General features: G+C 41.9%; 13 protein-coding genes. 2 read left to right on the forward strand and 11 right to left on the reverse strand.

What is annotated here, in order from left to right:
* Nucleotides 1–13: 13 nt before the first annotated feature.
* From W7W_RS0106845 to W7W_RS0106855, 3 genes are read right to left on the reverse strand one after another with little or no spacing between them, the layout of a single operon-like run.
* A complete protein-coding gene (locus W7W_RS0106845; RefSeq protein ID WP_010663061.1) occupies nt 14–1,804 on the reverse strand; it encodes a sodium/sugar symporter in 1,791 nt (596 codons plus the stop codon).
* A 24-nt stretch (nt 1,805–1,828) separates the two neighbouring features.
* Nucleotides 1,829–3,334, reverse strand: a complete 1,506-nt coding sequence (gene araA / locus W7W_RS0106850; RefSeq protein ID WP_234408606.1) for an L-arabinose isomerase — start codon at nt 3,332–3,334, stop codon at nt 1,829–1,831.
* 22 nt (nt 3,335–3,356) lie between these two features.
* Nucleotides 3,357–4,049: an NUDIX hydrolase gene (locus tag W7W_RS0106855; RefSeq protein ID WP_010663063.1), complete on the reverse strand. Its 693-nt coding sequence runs from the start codon at nt 4,047–4,049 to the stop codon at nt 3,357–3,359.
* Between the two features lie 636 nt (nt 4,050–4,685).
* Here W7W_RS0106855 and W7W_RS0106860 point away from each other — a divergent pair.
* A complete protein-coding gene (locus W7W_RS0106860; protein ID WP_010663064.1) occupies nt 4,686–5,798 on the forward strand; it encodes an aldose epimerase family protein in 1,113 nt (370 codons plus the stop codon).
* 83 nt (nt 5,799–5,881) lie between these two features.
* On the opposite strand, the gene W7W_RS0106865 is transcribed toward W7W_RS0106860, so the two are convergent.
* The 3 genes from W7W_RS0106865 to W7W_RS0106880 form a co-directional block, all read right to left on the reverse strand.
* On the reverse strand, nt 5,882–7,738 hold the full coding sequence (locus W7W_RS0106865; RefSeq protein ID WP_010663065.1) for a right-handed parallel beta-helix repeat-containing protein: 1,857 nt from the start codon (nt 7,736–7,738) through the stop codon (nt 5,882–5,884).
* 32 nt (nt 7,739–7,770) lie between these two features.
* Nucleotides 7,771–9,636, reverse strand: a complete 1,866-nt coding sequence (locus W7W_RS0106870; RefSeq protein WP_010663066.1) for a right-handed parallel beta-helix repeat-containing protein — start codon at nt 9,634–9,636, stop codon at nt 7,771–7,773.
* A 538-nt stretch (nt 9,637–10,174) separates the two neighbouring features.
* Entirely contained in the window at nt 10,175–10,375 is a 201-nt protein-coding gene (locus W7W_RS0106880) for a hypothetical protein (RefSeq protein ID WP_010663067.1), read from the reverse strand.
* A gap of 283 nt (nt 10,376–10,658) precedes the next feature.
* Here W7W_RS0106880 and W7W_RS0106885 point away from each other — a divergent pair, with 283 nt between their 5' ends.
* Nucleotides 10,659–13,556 (forward strand): helix-turn-helix and ligand-binding sensor domain-containing protein, encoded by a 2,898-nt coding sequence (locus W7W_RS0106885; protein WP_010663068.1) that lies wholly within the window; start codon nt 10,659–10,661, stop codon nt 13,554–13,556.
* Nucleotides 13,557–13,642: 86 nt separating this feature from the next.
* Here W7W_RS0106885 and W7W_RS0106890 read toward each other — a convergent pair whose 3' ends face one another.
* The 5 genes from W7W_RS0106890 to W7W_RS0106910 are packed head-to-tail and all read right to left on the reverse strand — an operon-like array spanning nt 13,643 to nt 22,450.
* Nucleotides 13,643–14,977, reverse strand: coding sequence for a DUF5125 domain-containing protein (locus W7W_RS0106890; RefSeq protein WP_025006878.1), 1,335 nt, complete (start codon nt 14,975–14,977; stop codon nt 13,643–13,645).
* An 11-nt stretch (nt 14,978–14,988) separates the two neighbouring features.
* Complete coding sequence (locus W7W_RS0106895; protein WP_025006877.1) at nt 14,989–16,488, reverse strand: glycoside hydrolase family 30 protein; 1,500 nt, start codon at nt 16,486–16,488, stop codon at nt 14,989–14,991.
* A 1-nt stretch (nt 16,489) separates the two neighbouring features.
* The gene (locus W7W_RS0106900; protein ID WP_010663071.1) at nt 16,490–17,887 is read right to left on the reverse strand and encodes a hypothetical protein; all 1,398 of its coding nucleotides are present in this window, start codon (nt 17,885–17,887) and stop codon (nt 16,490–16,492) included.
* A 34-nt stretch (nt 17,888–17,921) separates the two neighbouring features.
* A complete protein-coding gene (locus tag W7W_RS0106905; protein ID WP_010663072.1) occupies nt 17,922–19,460 on the reverse strand; it encodes a RagB/SusD family nutrient uptake outer membrane protein in 1,539 nt (512 codons plus the stop codon).
* Between the two features lie 11 nt (nt 19,461–19,471).
* Entirely contained in the window at nt 19,472–22,450 is a 2,979-nt protein-coding gene (locus tag W7W_RS0106910; protein WP_010663073.1) for a SusC/RagA family TonB-linked outer membrane protein, read from the reverse strand.
* Nucleotides 22,451–22,541: the final 91 nt, after the last annotated feature.

The raw sequence follows: 22,541 nt of genomic DNA on the forward strand, positions 1-22,541 counted from the left end.
TTCTTAATGTTTTTTACCAGAATACACCATAAAGCAATGCCAGAATCACAACAACTCCGACAGCACCAATATTAAAGGTTGTTCCTGTTTTGAAGCTTTCTGGATTAATCTCAAGCGCTTTTTTGTCGGCTGCAATAATTTTCTCATTGGTAATAAGAATAATACCAACAAAAATAAAGGCAGCAGCTGTCATAAAGATACTTTCAATTCCAAGATTATTCAGGAAATAAATATTAACTCCTACTCCACCAATCACAGCCGCAATAATTCCAATAATCAACATCACCTGACCTGCACGTATGTATGCTGGCCGAACTGTATGTTTGGTATCGGTAGTCCACGACTTCTTATCAATAAAAGTAACAATAGTAGCTACAAACACAAGCACTAGAAACACATATCCCATGCGCATCATCCAGGGCATCTCGGGGAAGCCGAATTTAAAAGCAAATCCGAGCGGCAATGTCAGCAGGGCAGTCCAGAGAGCAGCTCTGTTGGTTGCCTGACGCCAGAAAAGTCCCATAAAGAACACGATAACCACACCGGGATAGATAAATCCTGTGTATTCCTGAATATACTGGAAGGCCTGCTCCAGATTTTGTAACATAGGAGCAATAAACACAGCGATGGTCAGTGCAACAAGGGCAGTGATACGTCCTACCAGAACCTGAGATTTATCGCTGGCATTCTTGTTGAAATAGGGCTTATAGATATCAACCGTGAAAATTGTCGATGTAGAATTGATCATAGATGCCAGTGATGAAACAATTGCTGCGGAAAGAGCTGCGAATGCGAGTCCGCGAACACCAATTGGCATATAGTTGGCCAACAGATAAGGATAAGCCTGGTCAGCTATTTCCAGATCATTCTTCAGGTAAAAGGCAGCAATACCTGGAATAACCACAATTAAGGGAATCAGCATTTTCAGGTAAGCCCCGAACAACAATCCGCGTTTGGCTTCGGTAACAGATTTAGCTGCCAGACCTTTCTGGATAATATATTGGTTAAAACCCCAGTAACCAAAGTTGGTCAGCCAAATTCCACCAAGAATAATTCCCAGACCGGGCAGATCAAGAAATACATCAGGTCTTGCATCCTGCTCGGCAATCATGTGGAAATGGTCGCGGGCACCATCAAACAAGGTTTGAAAACCCTTTAACGGTCCGGAACCTACGCCACCTACTGCATCTAGGGCCACATAAGTTGTAACCAAACCACCTACCACCAGGAAGAACACCTGAATTACATCCGTCCAGGCAACAGCTTTAAGTCCCCCATAGATAGAATAAATACCGGAAAAAACTGCCAGTCCAATGATGCCGTACATCAACGGTATTCCAAGAATGGTTTCCATGGCAAGAGCTCCCATGTATGTCACCGATGTCAGGTTTACAAAAACATATACCAGCAACCAGAAAATAGCAAACGCTGTACTCACTCCGCGTGAATAGCGCTCAGCAAGAAACTGAGGCATGGTATAAATCTTCTTCTCAATAAAAATGGGAATAAAATACTTGGCGATTACAATCAGTGATGCTGCTGCAATCCACTCATAACAAGCGATTCCGATTCCCAGCGCATATCCGGAACCGGACATACCAATAAATTGCTCAGCCGAAATGTTAGCGGCAATCAAAGAAGCACCAATGGCCCACCATGTCAGCGACTTATTGGCAAGAAAGTAATCCTGAGCGGTTTTTTCAACTCCTTTTTTTCCTCTCGAAATAAAAAGCCCCATCCCCAGGATAACAAAGGCATAGACTGCAAAAATTATCCAGTCCAGTGTTGCGAAAGCTGATTCCATAATTTAATTTATTTTAAATAGATTTTAAATTCCACGATTCAACTTATAAAACATGTCATTCCAACGCAATTCTTTCTTAAACTCAGGAATGGTTGTGGCCTCATCAATCAGCAAAAACTCAATTCCCGCGATTTCAGCAAAATCTTCCAGATATTCAGGAGTCAGGTCATAAGAGAAGCTGGTATGATGTGTTCCTCCTGCCAGAATCCAGGCAGCAGCACCGACCTCAAAGTTCGGTTTAGGCACCCACAATGCACTGGCAACAGGCAATTTGGGGAGTGGTTTAGACTCCACGCATTCCACCTTATTGACAATCATTCGGAAACGGTTGCCCATATCGACAACGGTAGCAGCCACACCTTCGCCAGGCTTACTCGTAAATACCAGACGGGCAGGATCATTTTTACCCCCAATACCCAGCGGATGTACCTGCAATTTGGGTTTGTGCTCTGCAATCAGAGGACAAACTTCCAGCATATGTGCCTGAAGGATAGTACTGTTTTCGCCATCAAAGTTGAGGGTATAGTCTTCAAGGAAAGAGCAACCTTTAGGCAATCCTTGTCCCATAAACCACATGGTACGATAAAGAGCGGCTGTTTTCCAGTCTCCTTCTGCACCAAATCCGTATCCATCAGCCATCAGACGCTGAGATGCAAGTCCCGGTAACTGATCAACTTCATTCAGATCATCAAAATTAGAAGTAAAAGCTTTAGCTCCTTTCTCTTCCAAAAAGCGACGCAACGCAATCTCTATGCGAGCCGCATGTTCTACCTGACCTCTGTTGACACCTCCGGCTTTGCAGTCATCTGCAAAATTGTAATCGCTCTCATAAACCTTTACCAGATCTGCTACCTCTTCATCAGTAACTTTATCTTTAACGGCTACCAGATCAGCAATAGGATAATAATCCACATGATATCCCATTACCATTTCAGCATCCACTTTATCACCATCAGTTACTGCTACATTGTTCATCTGATCGCCAAAACGGATGATGCGAAGATCCTGTGCATCGGCCCAGGCAGCAGAAACACGCATCCATACAGCAATACGCTCCTGAGCTTTCGGATCCTGCCAATGCCCAACGACCACTTTTCGGGGTTTCTTCAGGCGAGCCAAAATATGTCCGAACTCGCGATCGCCATGAGCACTCTGATTCAGATTCATAAAATCCATGTCAATATCATTCCATGGAATTTCCTTATTGAATTGGGTATGGAAATGCAGTATTGGCTTACGCAACTCCTGCAAACCGTGTATCCACATTTTGGAAGGAGAAAAAGTATGCATCCAGGTGATTACCCCCACACACTTATCGTCATTATTAGCTGCTTTCATGGTGGCAGTAACCTCTTTGGCAGAGTTAACTGTACCTTTGTAAACAATCTTAACCGGCAGGTTTCCGGAAGCATTCATACCCTTCACCATCTCATTGGAATGTCCGTCAACTGCCACTACAGCATCCCCACCGTACAATAACTGGGCGCCGGTTACAAACCAAACTTCATAATCTTTAAAATTTTCCATCATCAAACTCCTTTTAAGTATTAGTTCAGATTTTAATTATACGTTCATGTCCGTTCAACTCATCAGAATTGGGCCTAAAACGATAATTAAAAGCTCCTTTTTTTGACTCCTCAGTATTCTTGGTATTCAATCTTTCCAAAACATTCAGTCCCAAAACCTTTTTCCTAAAGTTACCCGGGTCGAGTTCTCTTTGATAAATAGCCTCATAAAGTCGTCTCAACTGTGTAAGCGTAAATTCATCAGGTAACAACTCCTTCCCAACCAATTCGAGGCTTGCCTTCATTTGCAATCTTTCTTTGGCTTTTTCCACAATTTCCGAATGATCAAAAATCAATTCCGGAACCTCATCCAAAGAACACCATGTGGCCCCCATTTCATCTACCTTCCCTGCATCATGTTTATCAATACGAATCAGCGCATAAAACGGCACCGATATCACACGGGCTGCAGGATCCCTGTCGGGGACTGAAAAGGCCTGAACCTGCTCAAGAAAAATATCTTTCAGTCCGGTACTCTGACGGAGCACCCTGTTCGCAGCAGTCTCCAGAGCCTCTTTCTCTCCACAAAAACCCCCCATCAGGGACCATCCCCCAATCTGAGGTTCAATCGGCCTTTTGTGTAAAAGAAGCTTGAGTTCGTAACTTTCATATCCGAAAATCACACAATCAACAGCCAGATAATGTTTCGGAGCATTTTTATAGTGTCCCTGATACTGCATTTTTATCTAAATTTTAATATATTACGGTTAAGATGATTTTCTCCTTTGGTTATTTTCATTTCCTCTATCTCAATTAATTCACAAATCACCGATTACAATGTCCAACTATCTATCTGCGAAATAAAAAGTGTCCTCATAAAATTTGATTGCGGTTACTTGTATTTCTTAATATTTGAACATCTCACGACGATCATTCATGAATCGAAGATCGACGAAGTCAATAAATCAGGCTAAAAAATGACCTCTTTCAAAAAAATATTAAATTTTATGCTCCAAAATTAAAAAGTAATTTCTACTTTTAAAATGTTTTTAGAGTTTTTTTTAAGAATTGTCAAAAACCTGTTATTTTACAATGGTTCCATAAAGAGTCCAATGTTCTATGAGTTATATCGGCATTTTTCCCAAATAATCTTTATCTGATGAGGGCATGACAAGAAGTTCGATAAAAGTGAATAAAGCAGATTAGCGAGGTAGTCAATCGAAAACAAAATAAACCAGCCCACGCTTTCAGAGCACATTAAGGGACTGCTCTCATTGATATTAAAGCACTTTTGCCATACATTTGGCAATTTACAAAAAAAGCATTACAAATGTTTAACATACTCTTATTACAAAAAACGAAAAATTAAACCATTTATGAAAAGAAAATCATTTCACACTCTGATTGCAGGCATTTTGGGATTGAGTATCCTCAGCTGCAACGCCCCGGCTGAACAAGCCATCAAAAAGGAAAGCTGGGGCCAGACTCCGGATGGCAAAGCTGTTAACCTCTACACATTAAAAAGCAGCTCCGGACTGGAAGTAAAAATAACTGATTTTGGAGGAGTCATAACCGCAGTAAACGCTCCTGACAAATCAGGTAAAGTGGACAACGTAGTACTTGGTTTTGATGATTTGTCGCTCTATCTGGAAAAAAGAAGTTTTTTTGGAGCCATCATCGGACGATACGGAAACAGGATTGACAAAGGACAATTCACCCTCAATGACAGCACCTATCAGTTATCGTTAAATGATGGCCCCAACCATCTGCACGGAGGCACCAACGGTTTTGACCAAAAAGTTTGGGACGCAACGCCCATTGATGCACCTGAAGGGCCTGCACTGAAACTCACTTATCTCAGCAAAGATGGCGAGGAAGGATATCCCGGAAACCTGGAAGTCACAGTCACTTATACCCTTAAGGGGGACAGTCTGATTGTGGACTACCTGGCAAACACAGACAAAGCTACGCCTGTAAACCTCACCAATCACTCATTCTTCAATCTGGCTGGCCGGGGAAGCATTCTTGACCATGAACTCACCATTGAGGCAAACGCATACACTCCGGTAAACGAAACTTTAATCCCTACCGGTGAAATTAAAGCAGTAGAAGGTACCCCTTTCGATTTTACAGAACCACATCTTATCGGTGAGCGTATAAATCAGGTTCCCGGCGGATATGATCACAATTATGCACTGAATAAATCCGAAAAGGGAGCAATGACCTTTGCCTCTAAATTAAAAGACCCGGAATCAGGACGTACCATGGAAATTTACACTGAAGAACCCGGATTACAGTTCTACTCCGGAAATTTCCTCGATGGTTCACAAAAATCCGGAGACTGGGCTTTCGAGCAATACAACGGCCTTTGTCTGGAGACCCAGCATTTTCCTGATTCTCCAAATCATGAAAACTTCCCGTCAACAATTCTGAATCCTGACGAAACTTACCAAACCAGAACCATTATGGTATTTGGGGTAGAAAAATAAAATCTTTTAATCAACGCAAAAAGGCCTGCCGGATTGGTTCCCGACAGGCCTTTTCTATTTATACGTTGTTCTGCGAGCGCTTGCTACCTTGCTCCGATAAAACTGATTTGAGAATCACTCCATCCTGCAAGTTTTTTTACATTATCAGGAATATCAAAAGCGACCTGATGTCCCTCAAAACCGGGAGCAATTTGTGCATCTCCGGAAAACAATGATCCGTCAAACCCATTGTAGAACTTACTATTCGTCTCAAAAGGTTCATACAAAGCATTAAGATCAGCAGGATCTGAAATCCGCGCCTGACAATCGTCGTTCTGCGTAGGGCTCCATAAAGCCAGCAATGGTGACTCTTCTTTCTCCACCTTCACATACACATTATTGTTGATGGCTTTAAGGGTGGATTTACTGAGTCGATCACACATTTCGGAAGGTTGCCACACATATAGCATGGGCGTTTCCATCCCCACTGTATCTATCATCAGGTTATTCACAAACACATGATTCTCCCGCTCTTCAACTCCGGGGCCACTGGTAACATGCCATCCAAAATGATCGGAACCATCACCACGGGCGGTACGCCCAAAACTGGCACGGCTGTTGATAAAAGTATTGTTATACATCTCGGCTCCGGCAGCATTAAGAATGAGAATACCCTGATTGTTATTAACAAATTCGTTTCCGGCAACAATAACACCCTCAGAAATTTCAAAGAAGAAGCCACTGCGTCCAACCCAAACTTTATCTCCCAGGGCAGCCTGATCAACCTGACCTACATTCTCAACACGATTGTTTACAAAAATACCGTCCACATTGCCTACATCGTACCAGATTCCGTTAGAATTAGGCTGATTGGTTACCAGATTCTCGCGGCAAACAACACGGTGACTCTGATTAAAGATCTTAACGGCAGCAGGGAAATATCCCCGCCAGTTTTCGATGTTGTTATGCGCAAAAATATTACGCTCCAGCAGCACATCATCCGAAGCAACAATATAAAGCCCTTCAGTATTGGTGTCTTCAATTTTACAGTTGCGCATCACCATACTGTCGCCATGAGCAAAGACAGCCACTCCCAAAGCCTTGGTAAAAGAACAATTTTCAAAAACAGTCCCAACAGCATCATTACCATGTGCCTCCTCCGGAGATATTTCCTCAGGGAAAAGCCCGTCAATCAAAACACTGATGTCGGCATACTGAGTAACCTCCAGACCTTTGATCACCGGCCCTCGCTTGTCTGTTTTTTTACCATGTACATCTTCAGGTGTCCTGATAATGGCATTATTGAATGCGGTAATCTCAACCAACTGACCGGATGGATCAGTCCCCAAATATATCTTCTTTGCATCATAATCTACAAAGAAAGTCCCTTCGTTCAGCTCCTCTTTGCTCCCGGCTGATTGCAAGAATTCTCCATTTACAAAAACACAATCGTTGTTAAAACGATGCATCGGAGTGCTCTCTATGTTTCGCTCTTTATTCCACCACGACTGAGGCTCCCCTGGGAAAAATCGCTCCCATTCAGTAACCCAGACTCCCTGGGAATCCTTTTGCCAGTTATCGGCTATGTATGTTCCGTTGAGCACAGGCTTTTCATCCTGATAAGGCTGAATGGTTATCCCCTGATTAAAGGTAAGATCTCCGGCACGATAGGTTCCGCCGCGCATAACAATTGCATCGTTCGTAACCACACGTGTGATGGCAACCTCAATGGTTGTGGGGTGTTCCAGCGTGGTACCATCCGCATTGGCGTCTCCATCAGGAGCAACATAATAGATGGTTCCTGATACGTCAGGAATTTCATAAGTTGTATCATAAGGTCCGTAAACGACCTCCTCTTTCTCTGCACCTTTATCAGCCGGGGCAGGCGTTTGGCATGCAAACAACCCTGCAACTGCCAAAGCTGCAAAACCCAATGGAGTAATAAATGAACGTGTCTTCATTACTTTAAATTTTTAAAATTTGAGAAACCGTATTACCTGGCACCAACAAAAGAAGCATCTTCGCTGGTCCATCCGGCAGCATCCTTGATATTCTGAGGAATTTTGGAAGCCTGAACATGTCCTTCAAAAGAAGAATTAACTTCAAGATTCTCCGGATTTTCATTCGTAAAAAGAGCTCCGTTATAACCATTGAAGAACTTACTATTGGCCTCAAAATGTCCATACAACTCATTCAGTTCCGCCGGGTCACTTATTTTGGTCTGACATTTTTCATTATCGGCCGGACTCCACAAAGTAATGGCAGCATCTTCTTCTTTGGTTGTCTTCACATAGACATTATTATCAAACTTTTGCAGTGTGGACTCATTCAGGCGTTCACACATTTCAGAGGGCTGCCATACATATAATAGTGGAAATTCCAATCCCATGGTGTCCACCATCAGATTGTTCACAAACTCATGATTTTCGCGCTCATCCACACCCGGTCCTGTATTGATATGCCATCCAAAGTGGTCGGGATCTGAACCGCGCTCATCTCTACCAAAACTGGCACGACTGTTCACAAAGGTATTGTTGTAAACCTTTGCGTCTGAGCTATTCAGAATAAGCATTCCCTGATTGTTATTCACAAAATCATTTCCAGCTACAGTAACTCCCTTTGAAATCTCAAAGAAGAAGCCGTTACTACTGGGCCATACCTGATCGTCACGGAAAGGCCCCTTAGGACTGCCTACACTTTCTACGCGGTTATTAACAAAAATTCCATCAACATTGCCCACATCATACCATAGTCCATTAGAATTGGGATGATTAATGATCAGGTTTTCCTGGCAAACAACCCTGTGCGACTGATTAAAAATCTTCACGGCTGCGGGATAAAAACCGGTCCATTTTTCTATATTATTGTTTTGAAAGACATTACCTTCCAGCAAAACATCATCAGAAGCAACTACATAAAGTCCCTCAGTATTGGTATCTGTAATTTTACAATTACGCATCACCATGCTGTCGCCAATGGCAAAGACTCCAATACGCAAACTTTTGGAAAAAGTACAGTTTTCAAACACGGTTCCAACAACATCATTCCCATGTACTTCATCAGTGGAGTGTCCCTGAGGATAGAATCCATCGATATGAATCATGGTATCCGGATATTGAGTAACTGTCAGACCCCGGATAACCGGCCCCTTCCCATCATTCTCCTTACCATGTGCCTCTCCGCTGGCCCGGAAAATAGCTTTTCTAAAGGCAGTAATTTCCATCTTTTTTCCGGATGGATCTTGTCCTATGAAAATTTCCTGTGAATCGTAATCCACAAAGAAAGTTCCTTCATCCAGCTCGTCCTTACTGCCTACAGACTGAAGAATGTTACCATCCACAAAAACCATATCATTATTGAAACGATGAAGAGGTGTAAATTCCAGGTTACGCTCAGGTCTCCACCATGACTCTGGCTCTCCCGGGAAAAGTCGTTCCCATTTCGTAAACCAAAGTCCGTTCTCATCCTGCTGCCAATCAGTAGCTTCAAGAGTACCATTCAGTACAGGTTTTTCGTCCTGATATGGCTGAATAGTAATTCCCTGATTAAAAGTAAGATTCCCGCTGCGATAGGTACCCCCGCGCATAATCACTGCATCACCCGTAACCACCTGTGACAAGGCAGATTCAATGGTAGTAGGTGCATCCAGTGAAGTTCCTTTTGCACTAGCAACTCCGTCGGGAGCCACGTAATAAACTGTTCCGGAAACATCCGGTAAATCATAGGTCTTTTCAACTGGTCCGTAAACCGTTTCATTTCCTGCTGAGTCATCATTTGCCCGAGGTGGCTGGCAAGCCACCAGCCCTAAGACAAACACAAAGGCAGGGATAAATTGTGAGAGTAAATACCTGTTTTTCATGCTTATAAAATTTAGTTATTTAATCAAATGAGATTTACGTGCAGGATTTAACCTGCATTTCTTTCACGCCCCGGCATTTGTTTTCACCTTTATTACCTCAAAGAAACAAACATGGGGATTGAAGTGCCCTATTTCTCAAAAGGGCATAAAAAAATTGGAATCGGGAATGAAGGTCTCGCCGGGCAAGTATTCGTATTTACAAAAAAGGAAATGCTAATTTCATTTCTCTTATAAAATAATCAACACCATTGTTTTTAACCGTTATTAATTCAAGTATTTAGCGGAACAACCACAAGCGGAACAGACCAAAACAGAAGCCTTTCAAAGCACTAATATATAAATAAATAATCAAAACTCAACCAATCAGAATTTACAAAATTTTCTCCTAAACTGTTTTATTGTCATCATGGTACATCGGTCCCCAAATAATCTATTCCATTCTACACCTATTTGTTATCTTAAAACAATGGTGGTAATACTTTCACAGGGTATGGTTACCAGTATCTTTTCATCGTTCACTATTTCCTCATGTTTATTTCTATTCAGCCCCGAAGAAGTGGTGTAGGCAACTGCTGAATTTACAGTAGTGGGCCCATTCAATCCCAATGGTCACCGTCCCTCCGGTTGCGTCAAGTATTTCAGGCATTGTTTCTGTATCAAATAATAATACAGCCTCCTCAAGCTCCTCTCCGTTTTCATCATCACTGCAGGATGTGGGGAAAAAACCAAGAAATATCACGGGAATAAAAAGACAATTCTATTTTTGAGGTTAATGACTGACACATCTTCCTTTAAAAGGTATTACAACAAATTTTAACTTCTCAAAACTAAACAACAAATCATTGGCAAACGTGGACGTTTTCGTGTAAAAAGGGGATATTTTATCATCTTTTCATCATCAGATATTCGTACAAGAGTCCGGCCCCCTGAAAGAGATTATTTGTAAGGCGTTCAAAGCAAGGGTTCCGCATTGGAATTACTTTAAATAATTCTTAATTTTGTCATAACAAAAGTTCTCATTTTTGATTTCAGTTTATTTTATGGTAAAAAAGGCATCCATCTTTTCAGCCCGTATCACAAAGCATCTGCTGACAATTTGTTTCATGCTTGCTTTTTCTGCCAACTTATACACACAGGTTATCGGAAACCCTCCGGTAACTCACTACAGCCACGATGATTTCAATAGTGATGCTCAGTTCTGGGATGCTTGTCAGGACACCCTCGGGGTTATGTACTTTGGCAACAATTATGGAGTTTTACGATTTGATGGAGAGAGATGGGACAAAATCTCCTTGCCAAACAACAGCGCTGTAAGAAGTCTGCATTGCTCAGAAAATGGAGTAATTTATGCAGGAGGGTTTAACGAGTTTGGGACAATTAATACAAATACAGACGGTAGTTTTTCCTATCATTCACTCCGTGACGTTTTGCCACCAAAATACTCGGAGATAGGAAATGTATGGCAAATTCTGGAGTTAAATAAAACCATTGTCCTACGCACTTATGACTATCTTATTTTATTGAATAACAGCAATGTTGAAATCATTGAAGCCACAGATGCATTCAATTTTTCGGAAGTCGTTAATAATAAATTATTTGTTCTGGACCGGGATCTCCTTTTCGAGATGGACATCAACTCTTCTCAATTCACAGAAGTCTTCTCTACCAGAGATATTTTTAATGAAAGTTTGCTCAGAATTCTACCGGGTCAAACAAAAGAAACCGTTTTTTTATTGACCAAGGAAGGCTCTTTCTTTGAAATATCATTACTAAATAATTCTGTCCGTAGATTACAACGTCTGATACCTCGCGAATCAGAACAAGTGTTCACGTCTGCCATTCAAGCACAATCGGGCAATATATATATTGGAACACTGAGCAATAAACTATCCTCCTGGAAGTTTCAGAATAATAAATTCATCAGAATCCGAACTTTCAATAATCTACAAGACCAGACGGTTCTCAACCTCTATGAGTCAAATGAAGGAGTCATTTGGACATTACTTAACAAAGGGTTAGATTATTTTGACCCCAACGCACATTTGACAAACATCTTTCAGGGGTCATCAATATATGACGCGGTAATTTTCGACAACAGACTTTTCATCGCAACAAATCAGGGCGTTTTTTACTCTACAAAGCAATACTCTGACAGTATTATATACCAAAACGAATTTCAGAAAATCCCGGCATTGGACGGACAAGCCTGGTCTCTAAAAACAGTTGACAACCAACTGTTTTGTGCACACGACCGGGGTCTTTTCGAAATTAAAAACAATAGAACCAATCCAATTCAAGACTTTCAAGGCGTTTGGAAGTTATTCCCCGTTTCCGGAATAAGTAATCAATTCTTCGTCTGTACCTATAATGGTTTAGGATTGATACAAATAAAAGATGGCCGTACTACTGTATTATCAACTTCGCTTCCGGGCTTTGAGGATTCCACCCGTGACCTGATTGGTATTCCGGGGGAAAATGATTCATATTGGATATGTCATGGCTATAAAGGCGTTTTTAAAATAAAAACCAACAAAGATTGTTCACGTGTGGTTTCCACCGAACATTTTAATGAGCAAAACGGACTTCCATCCACGTTCAACATTAATGTTCATCGATGGAATGGACAAAACATTTTTACCACCAACCAAGGGCTGTTTAAATTTGATAAAGGGACCAACACATTTCTGCCTCATAAAGCACTAAACTCCTTGCTTGGCAAGGAGAAAAACATCAGACAACTTGTACAACAAGGAGATTCCACCTGGTGCGTAATTGATGATCAGGTGGCCTATTTTACTCATCAAATGGACAAAGTCACTACCAATCCATTTCTTTCTCTAAAGGGCACCCTTAACAGAGGAATGGAATGCATTGTACCTCTTAAAAACACTCATGAAGTTTTACTTGGAACTACCAATGGTCTCTTTGCCTTTCACCCCGGAGCAAGATCTCAGTTGAATGCAGAAAAAGTACGAACCCGTCTTTCCAGAACATCCTATACCATAAATGATTCAGTCATCACTTTTGCAATTAGAGACTCAATAAATCTACTGACATTCCCAAACAACGTCCACAATATAAGCTTTTGGTTATCTGCCCCCCACATTCGCGATAAAGCCAATATCCGGTATAGTTATCTTTTAGAAAACAAAATGACAGAATGGTCTGAATGGCAAGAGGAACCATTTATTAACTTTTCTTTTCTAAAAAGCGGAGATTATCTTATCAAAGTTAAGGCACAAAGTTTATCGGGAGAAGTGGCTCAAACAACCCAGTTGTCTTTTACCATTGAGTCTGCATGGTATGCCACATGGCCATGGATTCTCTTTTGGGTTTTAATTTCCGTGGGATTAATTATTGGTGGAATCAGACAAATACAGGTAGTCATTGTTCGGGAAAAAGAAAAAACCCGGTTAGAAGAACTAAAACGTCAGGAGCTCCGGGATATGGAGCGGGAAACTCAACTGGTTCTACAGGAAAAAGAACGTGTGGAGGCGGACATCATCGAGAAAAGTAAAGATTTAGCCAATAATGCCGTATTAATTGCTAAAAAAAGGGAACTCCTAATTGAGATTCAGAATAAACTCAATGAGCTAAGAAAAAATGCCAGAAATGATTATACCCGCACCGGAATATTGAGTATCGTCCGAAGCATTGAAGTCAACCTGAATGATGAACAACAATACCAACTTTTCGACACCAATCTGGAAAGAGTACACCAGGAATTGTTCAACGAATTAAAGAGACGACACCCCAATATCGCCAATAAAGAATTAAGAATTTGTGCATTTATTAAAATGGAACTTACCAATAAAGAAATGGCCAGTATATTTAACATTTCGGTTCGCGGAGTGGAAACCGCCAGATACCGTCTGAGAAAAAAATATCCTGATATTGATGACTTAATTGGCCAGGTTTGATAAAACCACTTTCATAAAATAGCCGGCTGAAAAAGATATATTTCCAGCCGGCTAACATTCATTCATAAATAAATTGGGTTAACCAATTACTCCTGAGTAACAGACAATACCGCATCTTCCAATCCTGCAGTGATATCTACCTCAAATACATAAGTAGCTCCCTGAGTCAAAGTAACACCATCTGCCAAACCAAGGTTTCCTGGATCACGACCATTTTCGCCATCACCTACCAGCACAATATCACTCGTAGTAGAAAGGGCGGCATTCGTATATTCACCACCCCATCCTTTCTGATGGAAAAACTTAAAATTGATGGAGTTGGCATCAATAGACTCGCCACCAACAACAGTCACCTGGTAAACTTTTGGAGAAATCTGGGCCAGACACAGCGCCTTATCTGTATTCCAGCCTACCTGATTGGCAAGAGAGGGTTTTCCAATTCCTTCACCAATAATCCAAAGAGCTCCTGATCCGTCACTTTGCAGCGAAGCAGGTGAATTTCCATCAAGTGCTTCTACGTTGAAATAATTCAGGGCCAAATTAGCTGTAACTCTGTATTTCCCGTCAATGGGAACAAAATTATACATGCCAACTTCCTGCTCTTCAAAATAATCTGCATCAATCCACCATTGGTCAAGATTTCCAAGTCCTTCTATCTGGATTTCCTGGCCCTGGGTCAACTCAATATCAAGCTGGAAATTCTCTTTATCAATCATATTCATTTTTTCTCCATTGAACAAGATTTCAAAAAATGGTCCGGCTTCATAATTAAATGTATTGAATGTCACAGAATATGTACCAGATACCGGACTTACAAAAGGGATGTAATCCGTTGATCCTTTTGTTATCTCACCTGCCTCCCAGCCAAAGACCATTTCATTTCCTTTATTATCAACAACCGGCGTTTTAATGTAAGCCGGTAAATCGGTAGAAGGGAACGGTTCCGTAGCAGCATATTCATCAGCTTCTCCTGTTGGAACCATAGGAAAGGAACCATCTTCGGTCACCAAAATCAAATAAGGATATTCAGCACGGGCAACAGGCACATCAAAAGTTTGGGTGACACTGTTAAGTGTGGTGTTTACTAATTCAAATTCCAGAGTGGCCGTTCCGTCAGGAATATTTTGTTCGAAAGGCACGTGAATAGTTCCCAGATATTCACCGTTTTCTTTGGTTCGGATTTCGGTTCTCGAAACTTCTTCCTCTCCAAAATACAAAACGGCCGTTAAGGTTGACAGAGGTACCTGGTCGCTTACTGTTGCAGTAAATGGCAGATCGTCGCCAAAATGAACATTAACAAACTGATCTTCAATTTCTAAAACAGGATTGCCTTCCGGCTGAATTTCAGTAGCCTCTTCTTCGGTACAAGAAAATGCTAACAACCCGATTAAACCGATTATTAGATATTTTATGTTTTTCATTGCGTTTGATTTTATTTTTTCCATCGATATGAAATAACTGATTTAGCTGGCACTTCGTAACTAAAATGATTGTTTCCGTCGTCGATGGTAATCATTTTTGAAAAAGCATTGCTGTTAAGTAAAACAAAAGCGTAAGTTCCGTCAGTGTTTTCAAAAGCTGAATAAATAAATCCTGTATCTGAAAATCCTGATGTACCGATACGTACAGCTCCGGGTTTTACCACCGACGCCAGATGGCTGATAATGTAGTAATGTGAATTTCGTGTAATAGATGAATAGTTCGATTTGTCAATATCCACCGCTCCATAACAAGTCTGGCACCCTCCTTCACGGTTGGGCCCACGATCACTGTCGAGCATGAGATTCCAGACAATTACACCTTTGCACCAGTTATTAACCGTTCCGAGTGCAACTTCACGCATATCATCAATTAACCGCAATTCCAGATTTCGGCCATCGTTCCATGTTCCAATAGATGTTTCGGTAAAAATAAGCTCCCGGTTGGGATATTTACTGTGAACATCAAGCAATTCGCTTTTATCACCCCCATAATTATGAAAAGCTGCACCAACCACTAATTCATCGTCAATCCCGGCATCGTAAATTTTTACCGGATAATTTTCCTGTTCGGGCATGTCGTCATAGTTGTAATTATGATCGAACAGATAAATTTTAGTAGTGAATGATGCTTCCCTGAACTGAGGAACCAAATGATTTTTAACAAAATCGAGTTGTTCTTCCCAGCCCATAAAAAGCGATGCAGAGTTTCCCCGGTTCAACGGTTCATTTTGTGGCGTTACCGAGAAAATATCAATTCCCTGCTGTTCGAACGCCTGAATCCATTTCACAAAGTAGGTGGCATAATCGGCATAATAAGCCGGGTTCAGGTGCCCGCTGGTCCACGAGTTGTAAGGTTCGAGATCCTGAAGATTGTTCACTTTCATCCAACGCGGAGGTGTCCATGGAGATCCCAGAATTTTAATATTTGGATTAATTTCCAGAATTTCTTTCAGAACAGGAATAACATATTCTATTTCTTCTGATGTTAAACCGAAATTTTCAATACCTGGTGTATCGCAACAGGTGTACTCGCTGAGCGAAAAATCTGAACAACCGATGGCAATTCGAATATAGCTGTGTCCCATCCCCTCGGTATGCGAAAAAGTTTGCGTCAAAAACTCAGTCCGGTCTTCCTGTGTCATCTGCATTAAGTTGTAGCACGACGAACCGGTAAGAGCTGCTCCAAAACCATCCATTGTCTGGTACTGTGTTTCGGGTTCCAGCCTGATTGTCGTTGGCGACATATTGCTTTTATCGCTGAAATCAACCGCTTGCTGATTTAAATCCTGCGACCTTGTATTTGTGGTAATGTACATGGCCACATCCCCTGTCTCGGGTACTTCAATTTCCGGATCATTATCCGGCTCTTCAACTTCTTCTTTCTGGCAGGAGGCACAGCTAAACCAGAAAACCCCCATTAAAGCTATAGTTAAAATGTGTAATCTCTTCATATTAATAAAGTGTTATCTGCTCAATGTGAACTGTATTATCATTCAAATTAATTGTGAACCTGTAATTGGAAGGAGTAATTACCGGATCATTCTCCCCGTTTGGAATTGTCCAGTCGCTATCGCCGGAAATAATTTGTTCACCGGTAAATGTAAAATCACCAGCTTTCTTTTCATTCCCCCATCCGGTGTTTTCGAACGGTTTAAAACCTGCGTAAAAATCGTTATCCCCGGGTGTGTAAAATGTTCCCTGATATACACCCTCGTCGATTCTTCGCAGCAGCACATATTTCATTACATGGTCAAAGCCCCAGTCGGTGTGAGTGCGCTGATGTCCCGGATATACTGAAGCTATTTCTTCGGAAGATACCTTGGTAGGATACCCCAATCCATAACCACATGCCAGCAAATAGTCCGGGAAAGATGGGTTATCAACACCTACAAAAATATTTTTCCGGACAGGGTTGTAATAGATCGTGTATTCTCCTGTTTCGCCCAGAAATGTCACTTTATTTTGTGCCGTGCGCTCAAAGAAATCAGGATTGTAAACGTTTTGAGTGTTGGCAAGTGAACCGAACAAACTGTAGGTTTTTCCGTTTTCGAGGGTACGACTAAGTGTTCTGAATGATTCGCTGTTAATATCCTCTGTTCCGAAGCCACTCAACGCCAGGTCGTCCTCACCCAACATACTTCCTGTAGTTTCTACCTCAAAGGCAAAAATATTGTAAGAGAAAACTTTGGTATAATCGGCATCAGGTGTGTAAGCAAATGCTGACTCACCATCATCATCAATCATTGCAACCTTTCCATTCACATTTCCAAACACAGCCCCGCTGTAATCGATGGAATTGTCTTCGTTAAGGCGTTCCGCAATTTTAAAATGAAATGATGTTTCGAGCGTGAGATCATTACCCTGAAAAATATTGCCTCCCTGAGAATTAAGAATATTTACACCCCCATCCTCAGTAACCATATATAGCTGATTGTAGATAGGGCGGTTACCCGTTAAACCATCAACCTGAGAGGTAGATGAACCTTTCAGGATATTGCTGGCAACAAGATTTACCTGAACATCTGAATTATCCTGCTGATTGGGCAGTAACGACACAAACACATTTTTGCTGACTTCGTCACTTTCGCCAGCCAACAGAACTTCACCTGATGCCACTGTGCGATTACCTGATACCACTTCGTATGTAAGAGTGGTGAGCTCGGTGGCAGGATCCGAAACACTGGCAGTAAGGGTAATAGAGTCACCAAAAGTAAAGTTTTCCGGAGTAACTGCTGCCGATTCGATAACCGGAACCGATTCTTTCCGGGGACCGTATTCGTCGTCCTCGCACGAGGCAAATACCAGTGCAAAGATTCCCGGAATTATGAAATATTTAAAAAGTGAATTCATGTTTTTCTTTTTTAATAATGATTGCACGACAATATTAATAACCAGGATTTTGAACAAGATTAGGGTTCTGGTCGATTATGTCCTGAGGAATTGGCAATATATATGATAACTCTGTGTAAGGATACACCAAATCTAACCGTCCTTCATCTGTTTCATACACAGCATTCACCACATCTTCCACTTTATTAAGACGAACCAAATCGAACCAGCGCTGGCCTTCCATTGCCAATTCAAGACGGCGTTCTTTCAGGTAGGCATTTAGAATGGCTTCTTCGCTTGCAGTTGCCGATGCCGGCAAATCATTCAAACCTGCTCGTCGACGGGTTTGGTTGATGATTTCAGCAGCACCTGTAAAGTCTCCTTTGGCAATTAAAGCCTCGGCTTTTAGCAGCAAAACATCGGCATAGCGCAATTTGATAATGCTGTTGTAAGCACTTCGGGTTTTATACATAAAGGCATAGTGGTCGGCAGGATAATAAAGGTTCCAATCTGCATTGTAGAACACAACGGTCTCATCAAGTCGTTCATCGCCGGGCTCGCTCTCAAATGCCCTGATTAAATCACGCGAAGGGGTGATCCATTTTAACCACGTGAAGTAGAAGTTCCAATCGTTGAGAGGACGACCAAACATCCAGGTTACCCAGTTGGTATTTCCAGGAAAATACTGGGCTTCGTAAATGGTTTCCTTTGAGTTACGTAATGCTGCATCAATGGCTCTGTTGTCGTTCGAAGGCGGCTGATTCGGATCGCTAAGTAAAACACCGAACAAATCGCTGTATTCTTCTTCTAACTCAAAACCATCAGCAGCTAGTTCATCGGCATATTGAATGACTTTATCATAGTCGCGCAGTGGTTTTTCAGCATAAACTTTAGCCAGCAAAGCCTTTGCCACGGATTTTGAAAATTGGGTCTTATCTTCCGGATCATTTCCAGGAGCGTATTCCAGTCCCTCCAGAAGATCGGTTTCGATTTGTTGATAAATGGTCACCGCATCGGTTTGTGGCGGAAAGTAGGCCGGATAAACATCTTCTACGGTTTCTGAAGTAATGTCGCCGGCTTGTTTGGTTACCAACGGAACATTTCCCCATATCCTTACCATATCGAAATAGATCATTGCCCGAAGTATTTTGGCTTCAGCCTTAAACTGTTTTTTTTCGTCTTCGGTTAGGGCCGGATCGTTAACTTCGTCAATGTTTTCAATTAGTTTGTTGGTCTCGGCAATATTTGCCATGTGCCCGTTCCAGTCACGTTTAAGGTTAATGTTCGAACCCTCTATGGTATTCACCTCAAATGGTGTTGTTTCAGCACCTGGTGAACCGGCATAAGCATTGTCAGCATGCACTTCGGCAAGCAGCAGCATATCAAGATACCAATGCTCCTGACCATTTTCGTACAAGTTTAGCAATGTTTGCCTATGCTCTAATACGGCATCTTTATCTTTAAATTCAACCTGAATACTGTCCGATGTAACTCCTTCTGTAACATCCGAATAAACTGATAACGGGTCGTAATCCAGCTCACAGGAAGCAATTAAAAAAGCAGTACAGATTAATAAAATATATTTTGCTTTCATTTTGTAACTTATTAAAATTCAACATTTAAACCAAACAGGAAAGTTTTACTATGCGGATAGGTTCCCCAATCAATGCCTTGTACAGCACCACTGTTTCCCCATTGGTTTACTTCGGGATCCATTCCGCTGTAGTCTGTAAATGTATACAGGTTGCTGGCTGTCACATACGGTTGCAATTTTGAAATCCCCAACCGGTCGAGCAAACGACCTTTGAAACTGTAAGAAAGTGTCACGTCCTTAATACGGAGATAACTGCCATCTTCAATAAAGAAAGTCGATGGCTGCAGGTTATATCCGGCTTTTGGCATATCTGTGATCTGTCCGGGTGTGCGCCATCGTCTGAGTACTTCTGTCGATTGGTTTTTCAAGTCGTACATTCCCATAATATCACCCTTCGAGGCATTGAAAATATCGTTGCCAACGGCTCCCTGCAAGAATACGTTCAGGCTAAATCCCCGGTAAGAAAAAGAGTTGGTTAGCCCGTAAACGAAATCGGGATTCGGATCACCAATATAGGCCTTGTCGGAAGCGGTTATTCTTCCATCTTCATTAATGTCGCGGTACATAAGTTCTCCGGTTTCGGGATCAACGCCATCACTGATATATCCGTAAAACCCACCCAGGGGCCGCCCTGGTTCATTACGGACTATCCGTGTCTGATGGAATGCATCGGTTGTTTCTGCATCGTAATAAACCTGTTGTAATTCGAGGCTTTTCAATTCATTTTTATTGAAAGACATGTTAAAATTCGTATTCCAGTTGAAGATACCTGTGAAGTTCCGTGAATCTACCGAAAACTCAAATCCACGATTCTCCATTTCGCCTTCGTTGCGTACAATATTATTGGCAGCAGCAGCTCCTGCAGGTAATGACACGTTCATCAACATGTCGGTGGTAAGCTTTTCATAATAATCCATGGCCAATACCACCCGATTATTGAGCAATGTTGCATCGAGTCCAATATTTAACTGAGTAGTGGTTTCCCATGTGAGGTCAGAAGTTCTAAGGTTTGCCTGGGTTATAAGCGGAAGTGCATCCTCCTGTCCGGTCTCGAACCATGCCTGACGGCTGATGTTGTAGCGCTGCAGATAGGCATAATCGCCAACTCCGGACTGGTTACCTGTCTGTCCCCAACCACCACGGATTTTCAAATCATCAAGCCAAGATAACCCTTGCATAAAATTTTCCGAAGAAATTCTCCATGCCGCAGAAGCAGAAGGAAAAGTTCCCCAGCGGTGATCAGGATGCAGTTTTGAAGAGCCATCCTGACGGACATTAAAAGTCAGCAAGTACTTACTTTCGTAATTATACGCCAATCGGCCAAACATTGACATAAGACCCCATTCTGAAGCAGTTGATCCTGTGTTGTCCCATGCAATTTTATTGGCCACATTGAGCGTTTGAATGGTATTGTTCCTGTAATGCGATCCATTAATGTAACTTTGCGACCATTTTGAATCGGTCCAGGATGTACCAGCCATTGCTTCCACATTATGACTTTGGGCAAATGTTGTACTATAGGTAAGAACATTGTCAAAAATAAACAGCGTATTTTCGTTGCGGGTATCCCATCCATTTCCCCAGTCGTCTCTGTCTGGTCCATGAACTGCCGGAGTAAAACCTGTTATGGTGCCGTTACGTCTGTCTATGGTCATCGAGCTTTTCAGGTTAAGATCAGGCAGAAAAGTAATGGTAGCGTTACCAGTCGCAATGAGTCTGTTCTCTTTGTTTTGGTTATTTTTCTCATTTTCGATTGCTTCAATCGGGTTGGTAATATTCTGACCAAAGAAAACGCGGTTATATAACCCTGTTTCTTCATCTTTAATAGTGGCTGAGGAAGGCAGGTTTATCACTGACAAAACCACGCCGCCACGATTTGATCCCTGACCGGTTGTAATACCATTGCTGGTATTGTCGGAATACGATACATTTACTCCAAATTTTAGCCAGTCGCGCACCTGGGTTTCCAGGTTACTTCTAAAATTATAACGCCTAAAGAATGAAGAACTGATTACGCCCTTCTCGTTTAAGTAACCTCCCGAAATAAAGTAGTTCGACTTTTCATTGCCATCGGATACCTGTATCTGGTAGTTCTCAGTGATTCCGGTTCCATAAACTTCATTAAACCAGTCGGTCTTGTCGATGATGCCAGCAGGTATAGCCCCTGGCCGCAGTTCGTCCATTAATTCTTTGTATTGAGCTGCATTTAACGACTCAATTTGGTTGGTTACCTGGTTAACACCGTACTGAACATTTGCAGCAACTTTCGCACCTTCACCTGCCTCTTTTGTCGAAATTAATACAACGCCATTTGCAGCTCGAGAGCCATAAATGGCTGCAGAAGAGGCATCTTTAAGAATTTGAATATTGGCAATATCCATTGGAGACAAAAAATTGATGTTGTCAACCGGAACGCCATCAACCACATACAATGGGTCGTTACTTCCATTAAAAGAAGTTGCTCCCCGAACCCTCACTACCATGCCTGCTCCGGGCTCTCCACTGGGCTTGAAAACATTTACTCCAGCCGCTTTCCCCTGGATGGCCTGAGCTGCAGAGACAATAGGCCGTTCGTCCACATCATCAACCGAAACACTCGACACGGCTGTAGTTACATCTTTTCTGGTTACCGATCCATAACCAATTACCACCAACTCATCAAGAGTGGCAATTTGTTCTTTCATCTGAATGTCAATAACATTTTTTCCTTCCACAGCTACCTCTGTGGTCTCCATTCCGATAAAAGAGAAAACCATTACAGCATCAGCAGGGACTTCCAAAGAATACTGTCCATCCACATTGGTGATGGTTCCATCTGTTGTCCCTTTAACTATAACAGATGCTCCCGGCAGCGGGTCTCCAAAATCATCTGTCACGGTTCCCCTGATTTGTGTCTCCTGAGCAGATAGCTGCTGCAAAGGGAGGAAAAGACAACTTAGCAGGAGCAAACTCCAGATTAAATTACCTTTTAATAACTTCGCTTTCTTCATTTTTTTACAATTAGTTATACAAAACTTTTTGAGGTTTTTGAAGTTGAACACGGATATGTGAACAACTATTAAAATTGTAAAAGCGAAGTAA

The sequence above is a fragment of the Marinilabilia salmonicolor JCM 21150 genome (assembly GCF_000259075.1).
Taxonomy (GTDB): Bacteria; Bacteroidota; Bacteroidia; order Bacteroidales; family Marinilabiliaceae; genus Marinilabilia; species Marinilabilia salmonicolor.

What these genes read in the sequence shown, in the direction of transcription:
- W7W_RS0106890 (WP_025006878.1), bottom strand. Translation starts at nt 14,977, where the DNA reads ATGAAAAACATAAAATATCTAATAATCGGTTTAATCGGGTTGTTAGCA.
- W7W_RS0106910 (WP_010663073.1), bottom strand. Translation starts at nt 22,450, where the DNA reads ATGAAGAAAGCGAAGTTATTAAAAGGTAATTTAATCTGGAGTTTGCTC.
- W7W_RS0106870 (WP_010663066.1), bottom strand. Translation starts at nt 9,636, where the DNA reads ATGAAAAACAGGTATTTACTCTCACAATTTATCCCTGCCTTTGTGTTT.
- W7W_RS0106900 (WP_010663071.1), bottom strand. Translation starts at nt 17,887, where the DNA reads ATGAATTCACTTTTTAAATATTTCATAATTCCGGGAATCTTTGCACTG.
- W7W_RS0106905 (WP_010663072.1), bottom strand. Translation starts at nt 19,460, where the DNA reads ATGAAAGCAAAATATATTTTATTAATCTGTACTGCTTTTTTAATTGCT.
- W7W_RS0106860 (WP_010663064.1), top strand. Translation starts at nt 4,686, where the DNA reads ATGAAAAGAAAATCATTTCACACTCTGATTGCAGGCATTTTGGGATTG.
- araA (WP_234408606.1), bottom strand. Translation starts at nt 3,334, where the DNA reads ATGATGGAAAATTTTAAAGATTATGAAGTTTGGTTTGTAACCGGCGCC.
- W7W_RS0106865 (WP_010663065.1), bottom strand. Translation starts at nt 7,738, where the DNA reads ATGAAGACACGTTCATTTATTACTCCATTGGGTTTTGCAGCTTTGGCA.
- W7W_RS0106895 (WP_025006877.1), bottom strand. Translation starts at nt 16,488, where the DNA reads ATGAAGAGATTACACATTTTAACTATAGCTTTAATGGGGGTTTTCTGG.
- W7W_RS0106855 (WP_010663063.1), bottom strand. Translation starts at nt 4,049, where the DNA reads ATGCAGTATCAGGGACACTATAAAAATGCTCCGAAACATTATCTGGCT.
- W7W_RS0106845 (WP_010663061.1), bottom strand. Translation starts at nt 1,804, where the DNA reads ATGGAATCAGCTTTCGCAACACTGGACTGGATAATTTTTGCAGTCTAT.